This is a genomic window from Kerstersia gyiorum, assembly GCF_048595715.1.
GTDB classification, from domain to species: Bacteria; Pseudomonadota; Gammaproteobacteria; order Burkholderiales; family Burkholderiaceae_B; genus Kerstersia; species Kerstersia gyiorum.
Map to the genome: position 1 here is coordinate 3,329,260 of NZ_CP169556.1, position 24,181 is coordinate 3,353,440.

Here is a 24,181-nt window from a genome sequence, read left to right on the forward strand (position 1 = left end):
CCGGTCTCCCAGAAAGATATGGAACGCCCTGCCGACCTGCCGAACATCCCGCTCAATGACATCGCGCTGTTCGTCGAGGTCGCCCGGCGCAAAAGCTTTTCCCGCGCCGGCGAGGCCCTGGGCATCCCGACATCCACGCTGTCGCGCCGCATTACCGAGTTGGAAAAGGTCCTGGGCCTGAAGCTGCTCAACCGCAGCACGCGCCGCATCGAGCTGACCGAAGCCGGCGACCTGTATTACCAGCGCTGCCGCTACCTGATCGACGAAGCGCGCATCGCGCATGAGCAGATCCTCGGCCAGCTGTCGCAACCCCAAGGCCTGCTGCATATTTCCATGCCGGTCAGCCTGGGAACGCTGCTGCTACCCGACCTGCTGCCCTCGCTGCGTCAGGCCTATCCGCGCCTGGAATTCGAGTTCGACATGAACATCGTCTCGGTCGACAGCATCAGCAATCCCTATGACCTGATCCTGCGCATGGGCCCGCAGCCTGACTCCGACCTGGTTCTGCATCACATCCATTCGATGCCGCACCAGCTCTACGCGTCAGCGGAATACCTGGCCCGCCATGGCTATCCGCGCCATCCGTCCGACCTCAGCAAGCATGTGTGCCTGCGGCCCGACCAGAACCCCGACAAGGCCGTCTGGCACCTGTCACGCGGGGAGGAGCAGGAACAGGTGGAAGTGCACGGCCCCATCGCCGTCAACAATATCGCGATGCTGCTGCGCCTGGCCGAATGCGGCCTGGGCATCACGCGCCTGCCGGTGTTGCAACTGCCACACCTGAACCTGTCACAGCGCCTGGAGGCCAAGCATCTGGTGCGCATCCTGCCGGACTGGGAAATGGACAAACTGCCGCTCTACGCGCTGCTGCCTTCCCGGGTACTGCCCGCCAAAACCAAGGCGTTCCTCACCTTCCTGCAACAGGCACTGAACCCAGATGGCAACGATGCACCGGGCAGCAAGCGCTCGGTATCGGATATCTTCTTCTTGTAGCACGGCGCTGCTGCCTCAGGACAAGGGCACGCACAACGCGTGCCCGGTCTTGGTCAGACTGAACTTCGTCAGACCGAATCTTCGTTGAACGAACAGACCGTATAGAGCGGCGTACCGGTCCCGGCAATGGAACGCGAACCGCCCAACTCCGGCAGGTCGATGATGCCAGCGGCTTCGACCACGTTCGCGCCCATGCGTTGCAGCAGCTTGATCGCAGCCAGCATGGTGCCGCCCGTGGCGATCAGGTCGTCCACCAGCAACACGCGCTGCCCTGTCTTGACCGCATCTGCGTGGATTTCGACAGTGGCATTGCCGTATTCCAGCGAATAGTCTTCCGACAGTGTTTCGAAAGGCAGCTTGCCTTTCTTGCGCACCGGCACGAAACCCAGATTCAGTTCATAGGCCAGCACGCTGCCCACGATAAAGCCACGCGCATCCACCCCTGCCACCAGATCCAGACGCTGGCGCATGTAGCGGTATACGAAGAGGTCGATCAGGATACGAAAGGTGCGCGGATCCTGCAGGACCGGCGTGATATCCCTGAACGTCACGCCGGGTTTGGGCCAGTTCGGCACGCTGCGTATCGTCCGACGAATCAGGATCTCAAGATCGGTTTGCATGTTGCTGTCACAAAAGGAAAAACTGATAGAAAAACTCAGGACTGCGCCACTATAACCCTCTGGACATGACATGACTACCGGCGCCGTACCACTTAGCAACAGTGGTGCGCAGGCCGCAGGGATGCCGGTAGCATGGCTGCCGGCAGTCGGGAGTGTTCAAGCTGATCTTGCCGGCGGCCACCTGCAGGCTGGCCGTCCGGCAAGATCAGCGCGGCATCAGCGGAAGCAGGACACCATCGCGCAGCTCCAGGACACGGTCTGCCGCGCCTTCGGGCAGGCGCGCATGGGTCACGAGCAGCACGGCTCGCCCCCTGGCCGCGCTGGCCAGGTCCGACAGGAAGGCGCGTTCGGCTTCGGCGTCCAGGCCCTGCGTCGGTTCATCCAGCGCCAGCACCTGTGCGGGCGAAAGCAAAGCACGCGCCAGGCACAACCGGCGTGCCTGCCCTGCCGAAAGGGTACGGCCAGTTTCACCCGTCCAGGTATCCAGGCCATCGGGCAGCGTACGCACGAAATCGCCCAGCCGCGCATCGTCCAGCGCACGCCACAGCGTGTCATCGTCCGCCTCTGGCGCACCGATCTGCAGATTGCTGCGTATGGTGCCCAGGAATACCGGTTCGTTCTGCGACAGCAAGGCCACCCTGGCGTGCACCTCTTCCTGACGGGTATCGCTCAGCGCCACGCCGCCAAAACTCACGGTGCCCTGGCGCGGGTCGGCCAGGCGCAGCAGCAAGCTCAGCAAGGTCGATTTCCCGGCGCCGCTGGCGCCAACCACCGCCACCAATTCGCCAGGCCTCAGGCGCAAGTCCAGCCCGCGCAGGACGTCGCCACCACGTTCGTCGCCGGCCTTGCCATAGGCATAAAATACCTTGTCGAAGACAACCTCGCCCTGTTGCGGCAAGGCCACCGGATGAGCGGGGTCGACGATCTGTGGCGGCTCTTCCGCCAGCGCCTCGATGCGGCGCGCGGCAGCGGCGGCAGCGCCCAGGCGCGAGGCCCCGCGCATGATGGGGCCAATGACCTCGAACACGCCCAGTACGGCCAGCACCATACCGGCCAACACCGGGCCGCTTACCGTACCGGCTCGCAGGGGTTCGATACCAAAATAAAGCACTGCCACAACGCATAGTCCGGCCACGGCCTGCAACACCAGCTGGCCCGCCGAGCCAATGGCAGCCTGGCGCTCACGCGCCACGGCCGCCTCCAGGCAATTGGCGGCAAAGGCCTTGCGCGCCTCTTCAGCGGCATCCAGCGCCAGCAGGTCGGCGTGCGCCTGCACGGCTTCCAGCACGCCATCCCGCAACGCGGCTGAGGTCTGTTGCACGACGGCGCCCGGACGCCTGGCACTGCGCGCCAGCCAAGCCGGCACCACCAGCGTGGCAAGCAGAATGCCGGCCAGCAGCACCAGCGCAGCCGCAGGCACCCAGGCGCCGAGAACGGCAACCAGGATGCCGCCCACGCACAAGGCGGTGATGATGGGCGCGATTGCAAACAGATAGACGGTATCCAGCGCGTCGACGTCGCCGGTCAGACGCGCCACCAGGTCGCCATCGCGATAGCGCGCCAGTTGCGCCGGGTCCAGCTTCAGCAGGCGGCGAAAGATGTTGCCGCGCAGGTCCGCCAGTAATTTGAGCGTCGCGTCGTGGCCGGTCAGCCGTTCGCCATAGCGCGCCAGAATGCGGATAAAGGAAAAGCCTCGCACCAGCGCCGAGGGCGCGAACAGATTGAACGCCGCGCCAGCGCCCGCCAGGGCGGCGCCAGTGAGGAACCAACCGGACACACCCAACAGGCCGACGCCGGCAAGCAGCGCGACGATGGTCAGCAACAGCGCCACCAGCAGGCCGTCGCGGCGCTGGCGATACATGGGACTAAGCAGGCGCCACAGGGACTTCATGAGCGCACCTCCAGGGATTCCGTCATCTCGCCCTGCAGGGATGCCAGCGCCTCCGGCGAGACTTCCTGCAGACGGCCGTCAGTGCCGAACCGCCAGATGCGGTCCAGACGCCGGGCGACGTCGATATCGTGCGTGGCAACCAACAAGGTGCGGCCGCGAGCAAACGCCAGGATGGCATCCATGACCCGGTCACGGGTGACGCCATCCAGGTGCGCGGTGGGCTCATCCAGCAGGATCAGGCCGGGATCGCGCAGGAACAGGCGGGCCAGGGCCACGCGCTGTGCCTGGCCGCCCGACAGGCCATAGCCGCGCTGGCCCAGGCGGGTATCCAGCCCTTGGGGCAGCTCCGCCAGGAAATCGTCCATGCCGGCCTGGGCCGCCGCCGCCAGCAGTTCGCTGTGGCTGGCCTGGGGCGCAGCCAGGCGCAGGTTGCCGGCAATGCTGTCCTGGTGCAGGTAGGGATGCTGGCCGATCAGGGCGATGCGGCGGCGCAGCGCCGCTGGCTGCCATTGCGCCAGCATCTGGCCATCCAGCAGAATGTCGCCTGCCGCAGCCGGACGCAGCCCGGCCAGTGTTTCCAGCAGCGAGGATTTGCCAATGCCGCTGTCGCCCATCAGGGCAATGCGTTCCCCCGGGGCTACGCTCAGGTCACAGCCCTGCAGCAACGGCGCTTCACGGCCCGGCGCACGGACCTCCAGTTGCCGCATGATCAGGCCGGCCGCCCCCTGGGCTGGCTGGCCGGAAGCCGGATCAGGCACACCACCCTGGCCGGCCCCCGGCGTGGCGGCGCTGTCCGCGCTGACAGCCGGCAGGTTTTCATAGATGGCCGCGATTTCCGCCACTGCCGCACGCGCAGCGGCACGGTCATGGTAATGCGCGGCAAACTGGCGCAGCGGGTTATAGACTTCCGGCGCCATCAGCAGGCAGAACATGCCAGCCTGCAGGGTCAGGATATCCGAGCGGATTGTCACGAAACCCAGATAGGTCAGGCCGACATAAAGCGCCACGCCCGCCACGCCCAGCGCAGCGAAGAACTCCAGCGTGGCGGACGAAAGGAACGCAATGCGCAGCACCGACATGGTCTTGCCACGCAGGGTTTCGCTGGCTTCCTGTACCGCTTCGGCCTCCGCGCGCGCCCTGCCATACAGCTTCAGGGTGGACAGGCCGCGCAGGCGGTCGGCGAAGAAGCCGGACAGGCGTGCGAATGCTTCCAGGTGACGGCGGCTCGCGGCTTCCGCGCCCCAGCCCACCAGAGCCATGAACACGGGGATCAGCGGCGCAGTCAGCAACAGCAGCAGTCCGGCGACGTAATCGACCGGCAGCACGACGATGGCAAAAGCCACCGGCAGGAAGGTTCCCGACACCATGGTCGGCAGATAACGGGAGAAAAAGCCGTCAAAGGCCTCGACCTGCTCGACCATCACGCTGGCCAGCGAGCCTGAAGCCTGCCCGCGCGTCCATTGCGGACCACGGGACAACATATCGGCAAACAGGGACTGGCGTACCAGTACCTTGATGCGTTCTGCAGCGCGTATGCCGGCGCGCTCACCGACCCATGTCAGGATGGCGCGCACGACAATCAACGCGGCGATGGCAGCGATGCCCGGCAACAGGGCTTCACGCCCCGCCCCCTGGACTATCGCCTTGTCCAGCACGCTGGCCAACAGCCAGGCCTGGAAAACCAACAGCGCCCCGGCAAGCAGTGGCGCAGCCACTGCCAGCCCGAGGGCGCCGCGGGCTTGGCGCGCCAAGCCCGAAAGCCAGCTCGATTGCTCGCGCGGCAGCTTCAGCAGGACTGCCGAAGGATCGTGCTCGACGCCCGCCATGTTCAGCTACGCTTGACGGCAGGTCCGACGCCGCCGGGGTCGGCGCCATCCAGGTCCTTCTGGTGCACTTCGTACCAGAGGCCGCAACCGACTGTAAACGCGCATGCCAGCGCCAATCCGAGTAACCAGGTGAGATACCACATGGACAGACTCCTTTAATAGGTATTGGTGGTTTCGGACAGCGTCGCTGCCGACACCTTGCCACGCATGACACGGTACACGTAGGACGTGTAGGCCAGCACCATGGGCAGGAAAATAATCGTGGCGATCAGCATGACCCACAGCGTCAGATGGCTGGACGATGCATCCCAGACCGTCAGGCCGATGCCCGGTTGCACGGACGAAGGCAGCAGGAAGGGGAACAGCGCAAAGCCGACAGTCAGGATGATACCGGCAATACTGGCGCACGACGACAGGAAGGCCAGCATCGGACGACGCACCACCAGCAGCAGGCTGGCCAGTAGCGCAGCCGCCACACCCACCACAGGAGCAATCCACATCAGGGGCCAGGTTTCGAAGTTCTGCAGCCAGGCGCCTTGCTCCAGCGCCACCGTCTTGCCGGCAGGGTTGGACGGGCCGTCGACGCTCAGCGCGGAGGTCACGATATGGCCATCCATGTTAGCCACCCAGAAGCCGCCAACCACGAACAGCACGGCCACCAGCACGCCGGTCCAGATGCCCAGCTTGCGGGCACGCGAGGCCACCGGGTCCACGGTACGCCAGGCCAGCAGCGTGGCGCCATGGGTAACGTGCATCATCAGGCTGAGCACACCGCACATCAGTGCGAACGGCGAGAACAGCGCGAAGAAGCTGCCGTGGTACAGCGGACGCAGGGTATTGGGTTCGATGGCAAACGGCAGGCCCAGGATGACGTTGCCGAAGGCGACGCCGAACACTACCGGTGCCACGACGCCCGAGAACGTCAACACGCCGTCCCAGGTATTGCGCCACTTGGTGTTTTCGAACTTGCTGCGGTACTTGAAGCCGGCCGGACGCGTGATCAGCGCCAGCAGCAACAGCATCATGGCCAGATACAGCCCCGAGAACGAGGCTGCATACAGCGCCGGCCAGGCGGCGAAGATCGCGCCGCCCCCGGTGATCAGCCATACCTGGTTGCCTTCCCATACCGGGCCGACCAGGTTGATCATGATGCGGCGCTCTTCGTCAGTGCGGCCGATGACGGGCAGCAGCGATGCCACCCCGAGGTCGAAGCCGTCCATGATGGTGAAGCCGATCAGCAGGATGCCCAGCAGCAGCCACCAGATGACACGCAGGGTTGGATAGTCAAGCAGTATCAGGGAGTTTTCCATTTCCGTGCTCCGAGTTCAATGCTGGACCGCGGGCTTGACGCCCCGTCCGGCTGCCGTGTCAGGCTTGCTGTTGGCGATGACGGGCGCGTAGTAATCCGGGCCCTTGCGGATCGCGTGCAACATGACCTTGGTGCCAATGATGAACAGCGTTACATACAGCGTCACGTAGATCGCCAGGCTGATGGACAGCTGCGTCACGCTCAGCGCCGAGGCGGCGTAGGCGGTCGGCAGGATGCCGTCGATCACCCAGGGCTGGCGGCCATACTCGGCCACGAACCAGCCGCACTCAATCGCCACCCAGGGGGTGAAGATGTTCCACATCAGGAACTTCAGGCGGCCCGGCGTCATGGCGCCAACCCGGTTCTTCACGCTCAGCCAGAACATGATCGAGAAGAAGATCAGGAAGTAGAAGCCCAGCGCAACCATGATGCGGAAGCCGTAGAACAGCGGCCAGACATCCGGCAGGGTATCGCGGGCAGCCATGGCGACTTCTTCAGGCGTGGCGTTGGCGATGTCGTCGCGGTACTTCTTCAGCAACAGGCCATAGCCCAGGTTGCGCCAGTTCTCGGTGAAGTAGGTCTTGGCTTCGATATCAGCAGGATTGGCACGCACGGCTTCCAGCGCGGAGTAGGCCTTGATGCCCTCTGCCACGCGGCCTTCGGCGCGCTCGATCAGCTCATGGATGCCAGGCATGACTTCGGTGAACGAACGCGTGCCGATCAGGCCCATGACCCAGGGAATCTGAATGGCGAAGTCGTTCTTCATTTCCGCCTGGTTGGGGATGGCAATCACATTGAAGGGCGCAGGCGCGGGTTCGGTTTCCCACATGGCTTCCAGCGCAGCAATCTTCATTTGCTGGTGTTCGCCGATCAGATAGCCGCTTTCGTCGCCCAGCGTGATGGAACCCAGCGACACCAGCATGCCGAAGGCCGAACCGACCAGGATGGAACGTTTGGCCAGGTCGACGTTGCGGCGGCGCAGCAGATACCAGGCGCTGACGGCCACGAGGAACATGGAACCGGTGATGTAGCCGGCAATGACCGTGTGCAGGAACTTGGCCTGTGCCACCGGATTGAGGATGACCTCGACGAAGCTGGTCATCTCCATGCGCATGGTGTCGGGATTGAAGATGGCGCCCACCGGATACTGCATCCAGCCGTTGGCCACCAGAATCCACAATGCGGAGAAGTTCGTGCCCAGCGCGACCAGCCAGGTCACGATCAAGTGGGCGCGCTTCGACATGCGGTTCCAGCCGAAGAAGAACAGGCCGATGAAGGTCGCTTCAAGGAAGAATGCCATCAGACCTTCGATCGCCAGCGGCGCCCCGAAGATATCGCCCACGTAGTGGCTGTAGTAGGACCAGTTCATGCCGAACTGGAATTCCATGACCACGCCGGTGCCGACGCCAATGGCGAAGTTGATACCGAACAGCGTGCCCCAGAACAGAGTCATGCGACGCCAGATATCCTTGCCGGAAACGAAGTAGATCGTTTCCATGATGGCGAGCAGGAACGACAGCCCGAGCGTCAATGGCACAAAGATGAAGTGGAAAAGCGCCGTCGCGGCGAACTGCAGGCGCGACAGACCTACGACGTCGAATTCAAACATGGCCGGCCTCTTCTTGCATGCGGGCCCGGCTACAGGTAGCTGCCGAGGCCCGGGTCCGGGTCGCCTGCGGGGCAGCCGTAATTAAAAGGGTGTGCATGATGTCAACTCGCGCGTGCTTTTCCACTCAGTTTTCCGGCAAGGCCGAGAACCTTCTGCACCCGGCTTCCCAGGCGCATCAGGCTCTCAAGAGTTTCCGGCGGCAGCCGGTGGACCTCATCGAACCAGCCGGTAGACAGTTCGATCAGTTCCAGCATTTCCGTCATGCGCTGCTGCGCGTAGGCTTCTTTGCCGTCCGCAGGCGGTTCCAGCAAAGCATCGCGCAGCAATGACATGGTCGGATCAATTTCGCGTTTGCGCTTTTCCTCCACCAGGATGCGGAAAATTTCCCAGACATCCTTGGGCGACTCGAAGAAATCGCGCCTGTCTCCTACTTTGTGCACCAGTTTCACCAGCCGCCAGGACTGCAGCTCTTTCAAGCCCATGCTGACGTTGGAACGGGAAAAACCCAGCGCATCACCAATGTCGTCCGCGCACAACGGGTCGGGCGCCAGGAACAGCAATGCGTAAATCTGGCCGACGGTGCGGTTGACCCCCCAGCGGCTGCCCATCTCACCAAAATGGAGAATGAAGCGTTGAATCTGCGGGCTGAGCTCCTGCATACGGAGGTCCTTTTTAATCTCTTGTTACACTGATTTCTGTATTTACTGAAATTATCGAACATTCAATCATGGAACGCAAACCTGAGCCTTGACTCACATCAAGACGCCAGGGCAGCGATGTGCGGTTGCAACAATTCTTTGCCACCAGGCCGTTCCATGGAACAAGGATTCCAGGCAGACAACAGACCGCAAGACCGCAACGGGAACAGCACCGGCATACGGCTGACGGGCCGCGAAGCACTGGCGGCGCAACTCGTTTCCCGGACGCGGCATTCCGGCAACAGTGGCATCATACGAACGGCTGCGCTGATACCATTTGTTCCATATCAAATTTCACCCTGATGGCCTGCACGGCCCGATACGGACATATTGGCAATCACCCGGCGCTGCGTGGATTCCCCATCATTTCAAGGACCTGCAAGGCCGCCAGGCAAATCGCTCGGCAGGCCATTGCACGCCAGCGGCCGCCGGGCAGTCCGAACCGCACTGTCCGCCCCCTTCCGGCGCAGCCTGCCCTCCTGCGGCGCACCTTTAACTCTGGCGCGGCTGTGAGTAGAATCATTAATCAACCCTGCGTCCGCTTTATTACGCGTCCGCCTGCACCAGGCATGACATGATCGAATTCCAGCACGTATTCAAATCCTACGGACAAGGCGCCAATATCCTGGCCGACGTCAGCTTTCACGTCACGGCGGGTGAATTCGTCTTTGTGTCCGGCCCGTCCGGCGCGGGCAAATCGACACTGCTGAAACTGGTGGGCGGACTGGAAGACGCCAGCCGCGGGCGCATCATCGTCAGCGGACAGCAGTTGCAATCATTGCCGGCCCGCGCGCGCCCCTACCTGCGCCGCGCCGTCGGAGTGATCCTGCAGGACACCCACTTGCTGTACGACCGCAGCGCCTTCGAAAACGTCATGCTGCCGCTGGCTGTCATGGGGCTGCCGCGCACGCAGGCCGCCGCACGGGCCCGCGCTGCCATGGAGAAAGTCGGCCTGTCCAACAAGGAAATGCTCAATCCCATCGCACTGTCCGGTGGCGAGCAGCAACGCCTGGCCATTGCGCGCGCCATCGTCAACCGGCCCGCCATCCTGATCGCCGACGAACCCACTGCCAACCTCGACCAGGACAATGCGCGCCGCATCATGAACGTCTTCCGGGATTTCAATCGTGTCGGCGTGACCCTGCTGATCGCCTCCCATGACGAAGCCCTGATGGCGCACTATGCCAGCCGCAAGCTGGTACTGGAAGCCGGGGGACGCTTCCGCGACGCCGGCCGCATGGAGGCCCGCCCATGAAAAGCCTGCTGCGACAACACCGCTACGCCCTGAGCATCGCCTTGCAGCGGCTGGCGCGCCAGCCTTTCTCGTCGCTGGCCAATCTGTGCATCATGGCGCTGGCACTGTGCCTGCCCTTGCTGGGCGCGGCCATCCTCGACGCTGCCCGACCAGTTACCCGAGATCTTTCCGTCACACCGGAAGTCACTGTCTTCATGCAGGTAGGCACGCCACGCGATGCCAGCACCAAAACGCTGGAACGCGTGCGCAGTGAAAACGGTGCCGAGATCCAGTCTGCACGGCTGGTGCCCAAGGAAAATGCACTGGCTGCACTGCAGCGTACCCCTGGCTGGCGCGATGCGCTGGCGGTACTGCCCGACAACCCCTTGCCGGATGCCATCACGGTCACCTTTGCCGCTGGCCCGCAGGCCACCGAAACGGCCACGCAGCTGGCCCAGCAGTGGCAGTCCTGGCCTGGCGTGGACCGCGTCCAGCTCGACAGCGACTGGATGCAACGACTGGAGGCCCTGGCCAGCACTGCCCGCATCGCCCTGCTGCTGCTGGCCATCGCCGTTGGCCTGGTAGTGCTAGCCACCGTGTTCAATACCGTTCGCATGCAGGCCCTGACCCAGCGCGAGGAAATCGCCGTGGCCAGGCTGGTCGGCGCCACGGAATCCTTCGTGCGCCGACCGTTCCTGTACCAGGGTGCACTGAGCGGCCTGCTGGCTTCGCTGCTGGCAATCGTCTTCGCCGTGTTTGCCCTGCGCCCGATGAACGGCGCCTTGACGCGCCTGGCGCAAAGCTACAACACCACCATTACCCTGCAGCTGCCCGCCGTGGCGGATCTTCTGCCGGCCATCGTCATCACCGCCGCGCTATGCGCCCTAGCGGCACGCTGGTCGGTCACCCGCAGCACCCGGTTCTGAAGCGCCGGCGGCGGCCCGGCTCCGGCCCGCCGCCCACCTTCCGCAGCCTGTCACCCTGCGGCAGTCGCACTCGGCCCCGCCTGACGCTGCCCACCCAATCAAATAAACAAATCATTCTCATTGCTAGACATGACAATCAGATAACGCTTCGTCACTGACGAGTCATATCGGACACGCATCATGCGGCCTGCGCGGCATTTCACTTGCCGCTGTTCTCCACCCGCACGCCAAGGATGATTTCCGAATGAACGAACTCGATCTCGACGATATCCCGTCCAACCCTTCCAAAGCCCGCTCATTCAACGAGGTAGTCAGCATCGCCCAAGCTCGCCGTGGCTTCCTGAAAACCGGCCTGGGCATGGGTGCCGTCGGCTTTTTCGGCAGCACCCTGGCAGCCTGTGGCAGCAGCAGCGACAAAGACGACGACAATCATGGCGGCGGCGACACGGACGGCTCGACCCTGCCCAAGCTGGATGCCGAACAAATCAAGGCGTTCAAGGGCATTCCCCACAACACCGCCGACGCCATCACCCTGCCGGACGGCTACGCCAGCGCCGTCATCACGCGCTGGGGCGATCCCCTGCACGTCTACTCGCCCATATTCAAGGGTGATGCCAGCGACGGCGGCACCGCGCAGTCACTGCAGATCGGCTACAACCATGATGGCATGCACTTCTTCCCGATCGACGGCAGCAACAGCATTTCGGGTAGCAGTACGGAAGGCCTGCTGGTCACCAACCACGAATACATCACCCCGCACTTCTTCTTCCCCAAAGGCATAGAGCCAGGCAAGGCTGGCTGGAACCTGGACTGGGTGCGCAAATCGCAACATGCCCAGGGCGCCTCGGTCAAGCACATCCGCCTCAATGGCCAGGGCAACTGGGAAATGGTGCTGGATTCGCGCTACAACCGCAGTGTCAATGCCACCACGCTGATGCAGCTGGTCGGCCCCGCCGCCGGCAGCCGTCTGGCCAAGACCAACGCCGACCCGGAAGGCCGCTACGCCTACGGCACCTACGGCAACTGCGGCAACGGCCATACGTTCTGGAACACCTACCTGACCTGTGAGGAAAACTTCACCGACTACTTCGGCGTGGGCAACAAGGACGCCAACGCCGTCGATTACGTCGATGAAGAACAGAAATCCCACCTGCAGCGCTACAAGGGCAGTGGCAAGACCTCCAGCAGCTCCTACAAATGGGACACACATGATTCGCGCTTCGATTGGAGCGAAGAACCCAACGAAGCCAACCGCTTCGGCTGGGTGGTGGAAATCAACCCCTTCGACCCCTCTTCCGCTCCCAAGAAACTGACCGCGCTGGGCCGCTTCAAGCATGAAAACGCCGCCATCACCCTGGCGGACGACAAGCGCGTCGTCGTCTATATGGGCGATGACCAGGTCAGCGAATACATCTACAAGTTCGTCTCCAGCGGCAAGTACGACCCCGCCACGCCGGAACTGAACCACCGGCTGCTGCACGAAGGCACGCTGTACGTGGCGATCTTCGACAACGGCGACACCAGCGGCGACTTCGCCGGTGTGGGCCGCTGGATCCCGCTGACGCTGGACACCCCGACACTCGACGGCAAACGCCTGGGCGACCTGTTCAATAACGACATGGGTGAGCTGCTGATCAAGACGCGCCAGGCCGCCGACGCCGTAGGCGCCACCCCCATGGACCGACCCGAGTGGGTGGCTGTGCACCCCGACACCCGCGAGGCCTATGTCACGCTGACCAACAACAGCTCGCGCGGCAATGGCAAGGAACGCTATCCGGGCGGCCCGCTGCACCCGGAAGCCAACGACGCCAATCCGCGCGACGGCAACAAGTACGGCCAGATCGTGCGCTGGCGCGAAGCCGGCGGCGACCCCGCCAACCTGAGCTTCGAATGGGACATTTTCGTACTGGCCGGCAACCCCAATGTCTACCCGGAAGGTGATCTGCGCGCCGGTTCGGCCAACATTACCAAGGACAACACCTTCAACAGCCCGGACGGCCTGGCATTCGACCCACGCGGCCTGCTGTGGATCCAGACCGATGGCAGCTATGACAATAGCGGCGACTACGAAGGCCAGGGCAACAACCAAATGCTGGTGGCCGACCCGGTCTCCAAGGAAATCCGCCGCTTCATGGTCGGCCCCAAGGGCTGCGAGGTCACAGGCGTGACCTGGACGCCGGACATGAAGTATCTGTTCATCAATATCCAGCACCCCGGCGAAGGCGCTGGCGTTGCCGAGTCGCAAGCCGCTCCCACCGCCATTTCCACCTGGCCGGACGGCGCCAAGGCCACGCGCCCGCGCCCCGCGACAGTGGTGATCTGGCGCAAGGACGGTGGCCTGGTCGGCACCTTCCCCGAAGCCCAGGCCCAGGCCTGAGCGGGAGTCCGGGCTGGCAGCAGTATCCAGCCAGCCCGGGCCGGTGCGATAATCCCTGCCATGGATATCGCGCCCCGTATCATCGAATGGCAGGCCAGGGCCGGCCGCCACGGCCTGCCCTGGCAGCAGACCCGCGACCCGTACCGGGTCTGGCTCTCCGAAATCATGCTGCAGCAAACCCAGGTCAGTACTGTCCTGGGCTACTACGTGCGTTTTCTCTCCCGCTTTCCCGATATTGCTGCGCTTGCCGCCGCCGACCAGGAAGAAGTGATGCCCTATTGGGCGGGGCTGGGCTACTACGCCCGGGCGCGCAACCTGCATCGCTGCGCGCAAACCATTGCAGCCGAATGGAATGGGCAATTCCCCCGGAACCCTGCCGATATCGAAACCCTTCCAGGCATCGGGCGTTCAACCGCAGCAGCGATTGCTGCCTTTTCCTGGGACCGCCGTGCCGCCATCCTCGACGGCAACGTCAAGCGCGTCTTTGCCCGCTATTTCGGTATTGATGGCGACCCGTCGAAACGCGAAACGGAAAAGCGGCTCTGGGACCTTGCCGATGCCGCACTGCCGGGCACCGGCATGCATGATGCCGGCATGCCGGCCTACACCCAGGGGCTGATGGATCTCGGCGCCACCGTCTGTACGCGCGGCACGCCCTCCTGTAGCCAATGTCCGCTGGCAAGCGGCTGCGTCGCCCTGAAAACCGGGCGCCAGCTGGAGCTGCCCACCCCCAAGGCGCGCAAGGCCATTCCCGAGAAAAGCACGTCCATGCTGCTTATTCGTTGCGGTGATCGCTTGCTTCTGCAGCAGCGGCCGCAGCGCGGCATCTGGGGCGGCCTGTGGAGCCTGCCTGAATTCGGCAGCGGCGAAGCCCCGGTACATGCCCTGCAAGCCCTGTGCGGCGCCGTGCCGGCCGACTTCGTCACGCTGGCACCCTTTTCACATGTCTTCACCCATTACCGGCTGCTGGCGCAACCCTGCCTGGCCGAATTGGCGCAGCCCTGCGACGCGCCTGCCGATTGCCGCTGGTTCGATATCAGCACGCTGGAACAGCTGGCGCTGCCGCGCCCGGTCGAGAAACTATTGCTGGGCCTTTACGGCAATACCCCCAGCCTGTTGCCCGCCTGACGCATCCCCCGCCTGCCGCCGCTAATCCCTGGGCGGCCGGTAGCGCGCAATACTCATCATGATGCCGCAGGCCACACCCAGCGTAACCAGTGCCGTTCCGCCATAGCTCATGAAGGGCAAGGGAACACCCACCACGGGCAGTATCCCCGTCACCATGCCGATATTGACGAAGACATAGGCGCAAAACATCATCGCCAGCGCCCCCGCCATCAGGCGGCCGAAGTGCGTGGCGGCGCCGCTTGCGATAACCAGGCAGCGCGCAATCAGCAAGCCGTACAGCACCAGCAGCAGGATGCCGCCGTACATGCCGAATTCTTCGGCATAAACCGCAAAGACGAAGTCCGTCGTCCGTTCCGGAATGAAATCCAGGTGGGTCTGCGTACCGCGCATATAACCCTTGCCATAGAGGCCGCCCGAACCCACCGCAACCATGGACTGAATAGTATGAAAGCCCCGGCCCAGCGGATCTGAGCCGGGATTGAGCAGGGTGCAGACCCGGTGCTTCTGGTAATCATGCAGAACCACCCAATCGACTTCCGGCTCGCACAGATAGGGTTCGTTGTAGATCAGCGCTCCCAGCGCCAGCACACCGACGATCAGCACAGGGGCCAGCAGGCGGAACGAGAGCCCGGCAAAATAGATGGCGCAGAAACCGGCGGCAAAGACCAGCAGCGCCGTGCCCAGGTCGGGCTGCTTCACGATCAGCAGGAACGGCACCAGCAGCAGCAAGCCTGCCAGCAACATGTCGCGCGCCCGCAGGACGCCATCGCCACGGTGGAAATGCCAGGCCAGCATCAGCGGCACGGCGATTTTCATCATTTCCGACGGCTGCACCCGGATGAAACCGAGATTCAGCCAGCGCTGCGCTCCCAGGCTGGTTTCGCCGAACAGTTCGACCGCCATCAGCAGCGCCACGCCAACCATATAGGCCGGCACCGCAAAACGCATCAGCTGTGGCGGGGGCACCATGGCAACCACCCACATCGCGCAAAAAGCGATCAGGAAGTTGCGCGCCTGGTCGGCAAAACGCCAATCCGTGCTACCCACCGCCGAATGCATGACAATCAGGCCCAGCGCCGCCATCATGCACAGGATCATCAGCAACGGCCAATCCAGCACGCTGAACATATACCGGACACCGGCCAGGAAACGTTTCATCCGCGGCTCCCTTGTCCTTGCGTCTTGCCGCCGGCCGGGGAAACAGCAGCCGCCCCGGCAGCGTCGCCAGCAGAAGCTGACGGCGCAGCCACATCGGCAGACTGCACCGTCCGGGCCTGGGCTTCGGCGGCCTCGCGCTCCAGCGCCGGGCGCTCCACCAACCAGTAATCCAGCACCTTGCGGGCAATGGGCGCCGCAGAACGTCCGCCCCAGCCGCCGTTTTCCACCAGGACGGCCACTGCGATGGCTGGCTTTTCCGCCGGCGCAAAGGCAATGAAGACCCCGTGGTCGCGCAAGCGCTCGTCAATGGCTTCGGCACGGTACTTGGTGCCGCGCAGGCTGAATACCTGCGCCGTCCCGGTCTTGCCGCCAGCCTGGTAGGGCGTATTGGCGAATGCCGAACGCGCCGTGCCGGCCCGTACCGTCTCGACCATGGCCTTGCGTATGACGTCCACGTTTTCGGGCTTCAGGCCGAGTTCGTGTTCCGGCTTGTTGGGCAATTGCTGCAACAGGCCGGTGGCTGCATTCTGCAGCGCCTGCACCAGCCTGGGCGTCATGTACTTGCCGCCATTGGCCAGCACGGCCGTGGCCTGCGCCAGTTGCAGCAGGGTGAAGGAGTTATAGCCCTGCCCCACTGCGATGGACACGGTTTCGCCAGCGTACCAGCGCTGCTGAGCCGGGTCGCGGTAGGCGCGCCGCTTCCACTCGCGTGACGGCAACACCCCGGCTTTTTCTCCATCCAGGTCAATGCCGGTCAGGCGGCCAAAACCGAAGGGCTGCATGAAATCATGCAAGGCATCCACGCCGATCTCCGGCCCCAGCGAATAGAAGTAGGTATCCGAGGACACAATCAGCGCGCGCGTCATGTCGATGGAGCCGTAGGCGGCCGAACCGGCATTGCGGAAGCGCTGGCCGCCGAATTCGTAGTAGCCGGGGTCGAACATGCGGTCCGAAGCCTTGCGCTTGCCCATTTCCAGCGCCGCAAGCGCCACGAACGGCTTATAGGTCGAACCAATGGGATAGGTGCCGAACAGCGGGCGATTGATGAGCGGCCGGTCCGGCGACTCGTTCAGGCGGCGCCAGTTGGCCACGTCTATTCCGTCGATGAACAGGTTCGGGTCGAAAGAAGGCTGCGAGACAAATGCCAGCACGTCGCCGGTCTCGGGTTCTATCGCCACCAGCGCGCCCCGACGGCCTTCGAATGCATCTTCGGCCACCTTCTGCAGGTGGATGTCCAGGGACAGATACAAATTGCGTCCCGGCTCGGGCATGGTCCGGCGCAGCACCCGTACCGGCCGGCCGCGCGCCGTGACTTCCACTTCCTCTATCCCGGTACGGCCGTGCAGTGCTTCTTCCCAGGTTTTTTCCAGGCCTTTTTTGCCAATGACATCTGTACCGCGGTAGTTGCCCAACTGGCCGCGCTCTTCGAGGTTGGCAAAATCCTGCTCCGACAGCCGGCCGACATAACCGATCACATGGGCCGCCACTTCACCAAAGGGATACTCGCGCACCCAGCGCGCCTTGATTTCCACGCCAGGAAAACGGAAGGACTGCGCGGCAAACCAGGCAGCCTCGGTATCGTTCAGGTTATTGCGCAGGACAATGCTGGTATAGCGCCCGCTTTCGCCGACGCGGCGTTTGAAACGCCGCCGCTCCGATTCACCGATATGCACCACGGCCCCCAGGTCATCGAGCATCTTGTCGATATCCCCGGCGTGGGCAGGCACGACCTCCAGCGTGTAGCTGCGGTAGTTGCGCGCCAGCACCTCGCCATTGCGGTCACGTATTTCGCCGCGCCTGGGTGTAATCGGCGCCACCGAGATACGGTTGCTTTCGGCGCGTGCCGACAGATTGTCATAGCGCACCACCTGGAGGTAATAGAAACGCCAGACCAGAATGCCGAACAGCACCAGGATGAAGACGCCTGCCACCAGCACGCGCAGGCCGAAGCGCTCTTTCAGCTGCTTGGATGTGTGCTTGAACTCGAACATGGCGGGGGTCAGCGCACCGTGCCGTCGGTATCGTCAATACGGCGCTGCGGCAACAGCAGCACCCAACCCAGCACTGGCCACAATACGCCGGTCAGCACGGCGCCCTGCAGCCAGACCCAGCCCGGCCAGGCGCCCATCAGCCAGGCGGAAACCATCAGCCCCAGCAAGGTGGCGGCCACGAAAATGGGCAGCATATGCAGCGCCTGCCGCAACAGGTCGAACCGTTGCAGGCGGCGATGCAGGGCCTGCGCGCCGTAGACTACCAGCACATAGATCAGGGCATGCTGCCCCAGCAGCACGGTATCGTGCACATCCATCAGGATGCCAAAGACGAAGGCGACCAGCATCCCTACCCGCGCAGGCTCGTGCACGGCCCAGAAGGCCAGGGCAAGCAGCAGCAAGTCCGGCGAACTTGGCCAGGCGCGCCAGGGCAACAGGGAAAGCAGCCAGAAGCCAATAAGCGTCACCCAGACAAACCAGCCCCGCGCCGGCACCAGGATGTCGTCCTCGACAATCCGCGAGCGCGGCACTGGTGGTTTGCCGGAGCGCGCCCGCGAGCGCAGCGCAGCCTCTTCGCGCCGGGTGCTCATGGCGTCTCCTCAGGTGTCGCGCCATCCGGCTGGGCCGCCGCCTCGCCATCGAGCAGCACCAGGAAGTGCCGGTAGCGCTCGGGATGCGACAAGGGTTCGCCAACGGCGCTGGCAAAGCCGGACTCGGTATCCCGCTCCACCCGTTCGATGCGCGCCACTGGCAGGCCCGCCGGGAAAAAGCCCCCCAGGCCGCTGGTGACAAGGATGTCGCCTTCGGTAATGTCGTCATCAGCGGACAGGTAGCGGACTTCCACCTTGCCAGGCGATTTGCCGCCAAATGCAATCAGGCGCAAGCCATTGCGCAGAGACTGCACGGGAATGGACACCCCTTCGTCGGTAAGCAACGCGGCCTCGGAGGTCATGGGCGTGGTGCGAACGATCTGCCCAACCACGCCGCCTTCGTCGATGACAGGCATGCCGGCAGCAATGCCGCTGGAGGCGCCTTTATCGAATACCAGCCGGCGGTTGTAGACGCTCAAGGGCTCGTACATGACCTGCACGACCACAGCGCCCCGCCCTGCCGGGCGGTCGCCAACGCCCAGAAGGCGCCGCAACTGCGCATTTTCCGCCGCGAGCTGGGCCGCATGCGTGGAAATCTGAGCCAGTTCGATGCGCTGGCGCTGCAGCAACTCGTTCTCGGAACGTACCAGTGCCGCCGCATTGAGCCAATCATTGACCGAACGCACCAGGTCGCGCGGCAACAGTACCGCACGCTGGAAAGGATAGATGGCCAGGCTCAGGCCCTGGCGCACCGGTTCGAGCGCCGGACGCCATTGGGCGTCCGCCACCAGCAGCGCCAGCGCCAACAGCGCCAGGGCTATCATCCGGGTTTCGAGCGACGGCGCATGCTTGAACAGGCGCGGTGCAGGAGCGTGTTGCATATCAGGCCAGAAACCGACCCGGCCCGCACGTCAGGCCAGGATTATTCGTTAACGAAGATCGCGCCGAGCTTTTCAAGGTGCTCCAGCGCATCGCCGCAGCCACGCACCACGCAAGTCAGCGGGTCCTCGGCCACCACGACCGGCAGGCCGGTTTCTTCCTGCAGCAAGCGATCCAGATCGCGCAACAGAGCCCCGCCGCCAGTCAGCACGATACCTTTGTCGGTAATATCGGCGCCAAGTTCCGGAGGCGTGTTTTCCAGCGCCACCTTGACGGCCGATACGATCTGGTTGAGCGGGTCGGTCAGCGATTCAAGGATCTCGTTGGAAGATACCGTGAAACTGCGCGGCACGCCTTCGGCCAGATTGCGGCCCTTGACCTCGATTTCGCGGACTTCGGAGCCAGGGAAAGCAGAACCGATTTCTTTTTTGATCAGCTCGGCCGTCGGGTCGCCGATCAGCATGCCGTAGTTGCGGCGGATGTAAGTCACGATGGCTTCATCGAACTTGTCGCCGCCGACGCGCACGGAGCCCTTGTAGACCATGCCGCCCAGCGAGATCACGGCTACCTCGGTGGTGCCGCCGCCGATGTCAACGACCATGGAGCCGCTGGCATCGGACACATTCAGGCCCGCGCCGATGGCGGCAGCCATGGGTTCCTCGATGAGGAACACCTGGCTTGCGCCTGCGCCCTGGGCAGACTCGCGGATCGCGCGGCGCTCGACCTGCGTGGAACCGCAGGGAACGCACACGATGATACGCGGGCTGGGCGCCAGCATGTTGCGGGGATGCACCATGCGAATGAACTGCTTGAGCATTTGCTCGGTAACGGTGAAGTCGGCAATCACGCCGTCCTTCATGGGCCGGATCGCCTCGATGTTGCCGGGCACACGGCCCAGCATCTGCTTGGCTTCCTGGCCCACTGCCTGGATAATCTTCTTGCCGTGAGGGCCGCCCTCATGGCGGATGGCGACAACGGAAGGCTCATCGAGCACGATACCTTTGCCACGAACATAAATCAGCGTGTTGGCGGTACCCAGGTCGATCGCCATATCGCTGGAAAAATAACTGCGCAAGAATCCGAACATGGGAACTCAGCTAGCAGGATTGCGGGGGAAAACGGGAAACGGACGCCAGCTGTCAGTCATGGCGCCGCAAGGAGACCAGATCGGCGTCGGGCGGACACGCACACGGGCACGCCATCCTGGCCAGGCCGAATGGATCATGAATCATAACTTATAATTTTCGCACGCCCTTTAAGAAGCAAAGAGTTTTGCGACTTTCTTACTTCTTGTCGGGCTCATTTTCTTCCAACTTCCTTGACAGACAGTCCGGGCCGGCGTTTTTCGCCCCCCCGTCGCTGCAGAGAATTATGGCGCTCAATCAACAAGACGTGGCACGCATCGCCCGGCTGGCCCGCATCGCCCTGACCCCGGAGCAGACTGCCCGCACCCAGGATGAACTCAACCGTCTGCTGGATATCTATACGCAGCTCGGCCAGGCCGATACCAGCGGCGTGGAACCGCTGGCCCACCCGCTGGCGGTGAATGGCGAAGTCGTGGCCCGCCTGCGCGAAGATGCCGTCACCGCAGCCCCGGCCACGCCGGCGGAGCGCGACGCCCTGATGGCCAACGCTCCCGCAGCGGCCGACGGCCTGTTCCTGGTTCCCAAGGTGATCGAATAATCATGTCCCAATCTCCCCTCCATGCCGGGTTCGACGGCATTGCCGGCCTGCGCCTGGCCCTGGACCAGCGCCAGGTCAGCGCCGCCGAACTGGCCCAGAGTGCGCTGGACGCCATCGGCCGCACCGACACCCTCAACGCTTTCCTGCATGTCGATGCCGACCTGACCCTGGCCCAGGCCCGTGCCGCCGATGCCCGCATCGCCGCCGGCCAGGCCGGCCCGCTGACCGGTGTGCCCATCGCCCACAAGGATACTTTCGTCACCCAGGGCTGGCGCACGACAGCCGGCAGCCGCATGCTGGCCAATTACGTCAGCCCCTTCGACGCCACCGTGGTCGAGAAGCTGCTGGCAGCCGGCACAGTCTCGCTGGGCAAGCTCAACTGCGACGAATTCGCCATGGGCTCGGCCAACGAGAACTCGGCCTTCGGCCCGGTACGCAACCCCTGGGATCAGGATGCCGTCCCCGGCGGTTCGTCGGGTGGTTCGGCCGCCGCCGTGGCGGCGGGCCTGGTGCCTGCCGCCACCGGCACGGATACCGGCGGCTCAGTACGCCAGCCGGCCGCGCTGTGCGGCGTCAGCGGCATCAAGCCGACCTATGGTGCGGTATCGCGCTTCGGCATCATCGCCTACGGCTCCAGCCTGGATCAGGCCGGCCCGCTGGCGCGCAGCGCCCGTGACGTCTACCTGATGCTGGACGCCATTGCCGGTTTCGATGCCAAGGATGCCACCAGCCACGACATCCCGGATGGCTGGCTGTCGCGTGACTACGATGCCAGCCAGGCGGCCCAGGCCGCTGCTGGCGCCCGCCCGCTGGAAGGCCTGCGTATCGGCCTGCCGCGCGAATATTTCAGCGACGGGCTGGACCCCCAGGTGGCCGATGCCATCGAAGCCGCCTTGCGCGAATTCGAAGCGCTGGGCGCCCGCCGCGTGGACATTTCATTGCCGCGCACCGAACTGGCCATTCCGGCCTACTACGTGATCGCCCCGGCAGAAGCCTCCAGCAACCTGGCCCGCTATGACGGCGTGCGCTACGGTCACCGTGCCGAGCAGTTCACCGACCTGAACGACATGATCAGCCGCTCGCGCGCCGAGGGTTTCGGCACCGAAACCCAGCGCCGCATCCTGCTGGGCACCTATGTGCTGTCGCATGGTTATTACGATGCCTATTACCTGCAGGCCCAGCGCCTGCGCCGCCTGATCGCGGAAGACTTCCAGAAGGCCTTGCGCGAAGAGTGCGATGTGATCCTCGGCCCAGTCTCGCCCCAGGCTGCCCGCCGCATCGGCGAGAACAGCGATGACCCGCGCGCCGACTGGCTGTCGGATATCTATACGCTGGGCGTGAACCTGGCCGGCCTGCCGTCCGTCGCCATTCCCTGCGGTTTCGATACCACCCGCGCCAAGCCGCTGCCCGTGGGCATGCAGCTGATCGGCAACCATTTCCAGGACGGCCGCTTGCTGGCCATCGCCGAGCGTTATCAGCAAGTCACCGATTGGCATCAACGTAAACCGGAGTCGCTCTAATGGCCTGGGAAATCGTCATCGGGCTGGAAACCCATACCCAGCTTTCCACCCATTCCAAAATTTTCTCTGGCAGCAGCACCCGCTTCGGCGCCGCGCCCAATACCCAGGCCAACCTGGTGGATATGGCGCTGCCCGGCAGCCTGCCCGTGCCCAACTATGGCGCCGTGGAGCGTGCCATCCGTTTCGGCCTGGCCGTTGGCGCGCATATCGCGCCGCTGTCGGTGTTTGCCCGGAAGAATTATTTCTACGCGGACTTGCCCAAGGGTTATCAGATTTCGCAGTTTGAGATCCCGGTGGTGCAGGGCGGCAGCCTGAGCTTTTTCGTGGGCGAGGAGCGCAGGACGGTCAACCTGACCCGCGCCCACCTGGAAGAAGACGCCGGCAAGTCGCTGCATGATGATTTCGCGTTTGCCAATGGCACGCCTGCAACCGGCATCGACCTGAACCGCGCCGGTACGCCGCTGCTGGAAATTGTTTCCGAACCAGAAATGCGTTCGGCAGCCGAGGCCGTGGGCTACGCCCGCGCCCTGCATAGCCTGGTAGTTTGGCTGGGCATCTGCGACGGCAACATGCAGGAAGGTTCGTTCCGCGTGGACGCCAACGTGTCGGTGCGTCCGGTTGGCCAGAAGGAGTTCGGCACCCGTACTGAAATCAAGAACGTGAACTCGTTCCGTTTCCTGGAACGCGCCATCCTCTACGAGGCGCGCCGCCAGATCGAGCTGATCGAGGACGGCGGCACCGTGGTGCAGGAAACCCGCCTGTACGATGCCGACCGCGACGAAACGCGCAGCATGCGCAGCAAGGAAGATGCGCACGATTACCGCTACTTCCCCGATCCCGACCTGCCTCCGATCGCGATTTCACCGGAATGGATCGAGGCAGTGCGCTCGGCCATGCCCGAGCTGCCCGCCGCCCTGCAGGCCCGCCTGCAGGAGCAGTATGGCGTGACGGCCTATGATGCCTCCCAACTGGGCGCAGACCGCGACACCGCCGCCTATTTCGAGCAGGCCGCTGCAGCCGTGCCGGAAGGCCATGCCAAGACGCTAGCCAACTGGATCATGGGCGAACTGGCAGCTGCGCTGAACCGCGAGGAGAAGACGATTGCGGACAGCCCGATCAGCGCCGCGAGCCTGGCCAAGCTGGTAACCCGCATTGCCGACGGCACGGTATCCAACAAGATCGCCCGCGAGATTTTCGCGGCGCTGTGGGCCGGCGAAGGCAATGGCGATGCCGATGCGATCATCGAGTCTCGCGGCCTGAAGCAGATCAGCGATTCTGGTGCGATCGGCGCGATGATCGACGAAGTGCTGGCGGCCAATCCGGCGATTGTCGAGGAGTATCGCGCCGGGAAGCAGAAGGCGTTCAACTCGCTGGTAGGCCAGATCATGAAGGCCGCCAAGGGCAAGGCGAACCCGCAGCAGGTCAATAGCCTGTTGAAGGAAAAGCTCGATAGCTAAAAACGCCACTGCCAGGGGCCGGCGGCGGTCGCCTGGCGGCAAGAGCGAAGGGCAGGCGCATAGGCAATCATGCGCCTGCCCTTGCCAAGCCGCAGCCAGAGGTGACAAGCCTGGGCCGGGGCGATCGCATGGTTCTGGCTGCGCCAGAACTACCCGTCATCCCGCAGGCAAATGGGGCGGCCGCGCAACTCGCGAGGTCAGCAGTCCCCCGGACTGCTGACATGCACTCGCTCAGACATGCGCAACCTCTTCTCCCCATTTGCCTGCGGGATGACGGCATGCTCCACGCCCC

At 63.9% G+C, this 24,181-nt stretch carries 20 protein-coding genes; 8 read left to right on the top strand and 12 right to left on the bottom strand.

Annotated elements, in window-relative coordinates:
- The first annotated feature begins 18 nt into the window (after positions 1-18).
- Positions 19-993 (top strand): LysR family transcriptional regulator, encoded by a 975-nt coding sequence (locus ACEW7X_RS14570; RefSeq protein WP_068367233.1) that lies wholly within the window; start codon positions 19-21, stop codon positions 991-993.
- A 68-nt stretch (positions 994-1,061) separates the two neighbouring features.
- On the opposite strand, the gene ACEW7X_RS14575 is transcribed toward ACEW7X_RS14570, so the two are convergent.
- The 7 genes from ACEW7X_RS14575 to ACEW7X_RS14605 all read right to left on the bottom strand — a co-directional run bounded on the left by ACEW7X_RS14575 (position 1,062) and on the right by ACEW7X_RS14605 (position 8,907).
- On the bottom strand, positions 1,062-1,613 hold the full coding sequence (locus ACEW7X_RS14575) for an adenine phosphoribosyltransferase (RefSeq protein ID WP_068367235.1): 552 nt from the start codon (positions 1,611-1,613) through the stop codon (positions 1,062-1,064).
- Positions 1,614-1,818: 205 nt separating this feature from the next.
- Positions 1,819-3,504 (bottom strand): thiol reductant ABC exporter subunit CydC, encoded by a 1,686-nt coding sequence (gene cydC, locus ACEW7X_RS14580; protein WP_134838854.1) that lies wholly within the window; start codon positions 3,502-3,504, stop codon positions 1,819-1,821.
- Positions 3,501-5,330, bottom strand: a complete 1,830-nt coding sequence (cydD, locus tag ACEW7X_RS14585) for a thiol reductant ABC exporter subunit CydD (RefSeq protein WP_257740079.1) — start codon at positions 5,328-5,330, stop codon at positions 3,501-3,503. Before cydD ends, cydC begins: the two co-directional genes overlap by 4 nt.
- Positions 5,331-5,332: 2 nt before the next feature.
- Complete coding sequence (gene cydX, locus ACEW7X_RS14590; RefSeq protein WP_068367239.1) at positions 5,333-5,473, bottom strand: cytochrome bd-I oxidase subunit CydX; 141 nt, start codon at positions 5,471-5,473, stop codon at positions 5,333-5,335.
- Positions 5,474-5,485: 12 nt separating this feature from the next.
- Positions 5,486-6,640, bottom strand: a complete 1,155-nt coding sequence (gene cydB / locus ACEW7X_RS14595) for a cytochrome d ubiquinol oxidase subunit II (protein ID WP_253099837.1) — start codon at positions 6,638-6,640, stop codon at positions 5,486-5,488.
- Positions 6,641-6,655: 15 nt separating this feature from the next.
- Positions 6,656-8,248 carry a cytochrome ubiquinol oxidase subunit I gene (locus ACEW7X_RS14600; protein WP_068367243.1) on the bottom strand — a complete coding sequence of 531 codons (1,593 nt, stop codon included), beginning with the start codon at positions 8,246-8,248 and terminating at the stop codon, positions 6,656-6,658.
- Between the two features lie 101 nt (positions 8,249-8,349).
- Positions 8,350-8,907: a GbsR/MarR family transcriptional regulator gene (locus ACEW7X_RS14605; protein WP_068367245.1), complete on the bottom strand. Its 558-nt coding sequence runs from the start codon at positions 8,905-8,907 to the stop codon at positions 8,350-8,352.
- A gap of 613 nt (positions 8,908-9,520) precedes the next feature.
- Between ACEW7X_RS14605 and ACEW7X_RS14610 the strand changes: the two genes are divergently transcribed.
- The 4 genes from ACEW7X_RS14610 to mutY all read left to right on the top strand — a co-directional run bounded on the left by ACEW7X_RS14610 (position 9,521) and on the right by mutY (position 14,611).
- Complete coding sequence (locus tag ACEW7X_RS14610; protein WP_253099840.1) at positions 9,521-10,201, top strand: cell division ATP-binding protein FtsE; 681 nt, start codon at positions 9,521-9,523, stop codon at positions 10,199-10,201.
- Positions 10,198-11,106: a cell division protein FtsX gene (locus ACEW7X_RS14615; protein ID WP_420177365.1), complete on the top strand. Its 909-nt coding sequence runs from the start codon at positions 10,198-10,200 to the stop codon at positions 11,104-11,106. The genes ACEW7X_RS14610 and ACEW7X_RS14615 overlap by 4 nt, the downstream gene beginning before the upstream one ends.
- A gap of 244 nt (positions 11,107-11,350) precedes the next feature.
- Positions 11,351-13,483 carry a PhoX family phosphatase gene (locus tag ACEW7X_RS14620; protein ID WP_339138904.1) on the top strand — a complete coding sequence of 711 codons (2,133 nt, stop codon included), beginning with the start codon at positions 11,351-11,353 and terminating at the stop codon, positions 13,481-13,483.
- A gap of 60 nt (positions 13,484-13,543) precedes the next feature.
- Complete coding sequence (gene mutY, locus ACEW7X_RS14625; protein WP_339138903.1) at positions 13,544-14,611, top strand: A/G-specific adenine glycosylase; 1,068 nt, start codon at positions 13,544-13,546, stop codon at positions 14,609-14,611.
- 21 nt (positions 14,612-14,632) lie between these two features.
- Here the strand turns inward: mutY and rodA are convergent, their stop codons facing one another.
- From rodA to ACEW7X_RS14650, 5 genes are read right to left on the bottom strand one after another with little or no spacing between them, the layout of a single operon-like run.
- A complete protein-coding gene (gene rodA / locus ACEW7X_RS14630; protein ID WP_068367255.1) occupies positions 14,633-15,769 on the bottom strand; it encodes a rod shape-determining protein RodA in 1,137 nt (378 codons plus the stop codon).
- Complete coding sequence (gene mrdA, locus ACEW7X_RS14635) at positions 15,766-17,760, bottom strand: penicillin-binding protein 2 (protein ID WP_083969363.1); 1,995 nt, start codon at positions 17,758-17,760, stop codon at positions 15,766-15,768. The genes rodA and mrdA overlap by 4 nt, the downstream gene beginning before the upstream one ends.
- Before the next feature lie 8 nt (positions 17,761-17,768).
- Positions 17,769-18,350 carry a rod shape-determining protein MreD gene (mreD, locus tag ACEW7X_RS14640; RefSeq protein WP_083969364.1) on the bottom strand — a complete coding sequence of 194 codons (582 nt, stop codon included), beginning with the start codon at positions 18,348-18,350 and terminating at the stop codon, positions 17,769-17,771.
- A complete protein-coding gene (gene mreC, locus ACEW7X_RS14645; RefSeq protein ID WP_068367257.1) occupies positions 18,347-19,231 on the bottom strand; it encodes a rod shape-determining protein MreC in 885 nt (294 codons plus the stop codon). Before mreC ends, mreD begins: the two co-directional genes overlap by 4 nt.
- Before the next feature lie 41 nt (positions 19,232-19,272).
- Positions 19,273-20,316 carry a rod shape-determining protein gene (locus tag ACEW7X_RS14650; RefSeq protein WP_068367261.1) on the bottom strand — a complete coding sequence of 348 codons (1,044 nt, stop codon included), beginning with the start codon at positions 20,314-20,316 and terminating at the stop codon, positions 19,273-19,275.
- Between the two features lie 284 nt (positions 20,317-20,600).
- On the opposite strand from ACEW7X_RS14650, the gene gatC reads away from it, so the two are divergent.
- From gatC to gatB, 3 genes are read left to right on the top strand one after another with little or no spacing between them, the layout of a single operon-like run.
- On the top strand, positions 20,601-20,912 hold the full coding sequence (gene gatC / locus ACEW7X_RS14655) for an Asp-tRNA(Asn)/Glu-tRNA(Gln) amidotransferase subunit GatC (RefSeq protein ID WP_068367263.1): 312 nt from the start codon (positions 20,601-20,603) through the stop codon (positions 20,910-20,912).
- A gap of 2 nt (positions 20,913-20,914) precedes the next feature.
- On the top strand, positions 20,915-22,432 hold the full coding sequence (gene gatA, locus ACEW7X_RS14660) for an Asp-tRNA(Asn)/Glu-tRNA(Gln) amidotransferase subunit GatA (RefSeq protein WP_068367265.1): 1,518 nt from the start codon (positions 20,915-20,917) through the stop codon (positions 22,430-22,432).
- Positions 22,432-23,889 carry an Asp-tRNA(Asn)/Glu-tRNA(Gln) amidotransferase subunit GatB gene (gene gatB / locus ACEW7X_RS14665; protein WP_420177366.1) on the top strand — a complete coding sequence of 486 codons (1,458 nt, stop codon included), beginning with the start codon at positions 22,432-22,434 and terminating at the stop codon, positions 23,887-23,889. Before gatA ends, gatB begins: the two co-directional genes overlap by 1 nt.
- Positions 23,890-24,181: the final 292 nt, after the last annotated feature.

What these genes read in the sequence shown, in the direction of transcription:
- ACEW7X_RS14610 (WP_253099840.1), top strand. Translation starts at nt 9,521, where the DNA reads ATGATCGAATTCCAGCACGTATTCAAATCCTACGGACAAGGCGCCAAT.
- ACEW7X_RS14605 (WP_068367245.1), bottom strand. Translation starts at nt 8,907, where the DNA reads ATGCAGGAGCTCAGCCCGCAGATTCAACGCTTCATTCTCCATTTTGGT.
- gatC (WP_068367263.1), top strand. Translation starts at nt 20,601, where the DNA reads ATGGCGCTCAATCAACAAGACGTGGCACGCATCGCCCGGCTGGCCCGC.
- ACEW7X_RS14615 (WP_420177365.1), top strand. Translation starts at nt 10,198, where the DNA reads ATGAAAAGCCTGCTGCGACAACACCGCTACGCCCTGAGCATCGCCTTG.
- cydD (WP_257740079.1), bottom strand. Translation starts at nt 5,330, where the DNA reads ATGGCGGGCGTCGAGCACGATCCTTCGGCAGTCCTGCTGAAGCTGCCG.
- gatA (WP_068367265.1), top strand. Translation starts at nt 20,915, where the DNA reads ATGTCCCAATCTCCCCTCCATGCCGGGTTCGACGGCATTGCCGGCCTG.
- ACEW7X_RS14570 (WP_068367233.1), top strand. Translation starts at nt 19, where the DNA reads ATGGAACGCCCTGCCGACCTGCCGAACATCCCGCTCAATGACATCGCG.
- mreD (WP_083969364.1), bottom strand. Translation starts at nt 18,350, where the DNA reads ATGAGCACCCGGCGCGAAGAGGCTGCGCTGCGCTCGCGGGCGCGCTCC.
- cydX (WP_068367239.1), bottom strand. Translation starts at nt 5,473, where the DNA reads ATGTGGTATCTCACCTGGTTACTCGGATTGGCGCTGGCATGCGCGTTT.
- rodA (WP_068367255.1), bottom strand. Translation starts at nt 15,769, where the DNA reads ATGAAACGTTTCCTGGCCGGTGTCCGGTATATGTTCAGCGTGCTGGAT.
- mutY (WP_339138903.1), top strand. Translation starts at nt 13,544, where the DNA reads ATGGATATCGCGCCCCGTATCATCGAATGGCAGGCCAGGGCCGGCCGC.
- gatB (WP_420177366.1), top strand. Translation starts at nt 22,432, where the DNA reads ATGGCCTGGGAAATCGTCATCGGGCTGGAAACCCATACCCAGCTTTCC.
- mrdA (WP_083969363.1), bottom strand. Translation starts at nt 17,760, where the DNA reads ATGTTCGAGTTCAAGCACACATCCAAGCAGCTGAAAGAGCGCTTCGGC.
- ACEW7X_RS14600 (WP_068367243.1), bottom strand. Translation starts at nt 8,248, where the DNA reads ATGTTTGAATTCGACGTCGTAGGTCTGTCGCGCCTGCAGTTCGCCGCG.
- ACEW7X_RS14575 (WP_068367235.1), bottom strand. Translation starts at nt 1,613, where the DNA reads ATGCAAACCGATCTTGAGATCCTGATTCGTCGGACGATACGCAGCGTG.
- ACEW7X_RS14620 (WP_339138904.1), top strand. Translation starts at nt 11,351, where the DNA reads ATGAACGAACTCGATCTCGACGATATCCCGTCCAACCCTTCCAAAGCC.
- mreC (WP_068367257.1), bottom strand. Translation starts at nt 19,231, where the DNA reads ATGCAACACGCTCCTGCACCGCGCCTGTTCAAGCATGCGCCGTCGCTC.
- cydC (WP_134838854.1), bottom strand. Translation starts at nt 3,504, where the DNA reads ATGAAGTCCCTGTGGCGCCTGCTTAGTCCCATGTATCGCCAGCGCCGC.
- cydB (WP_253099837.1), bottom strand. Translation starts at nt 6,640, where the DNA reads ATGGAAAACTCCCTGATACTGCTTGACTATCCAACCCTGCGTGTCATC.
- ACEW7X_RS14650 (WP_068367261.1), bottom strand. Translation starts at nt 20,316, where the DNA reads ATGTTCGGATTCTTGCGCAGTTATTTTTCCAGCGATATGGCGATCGAC.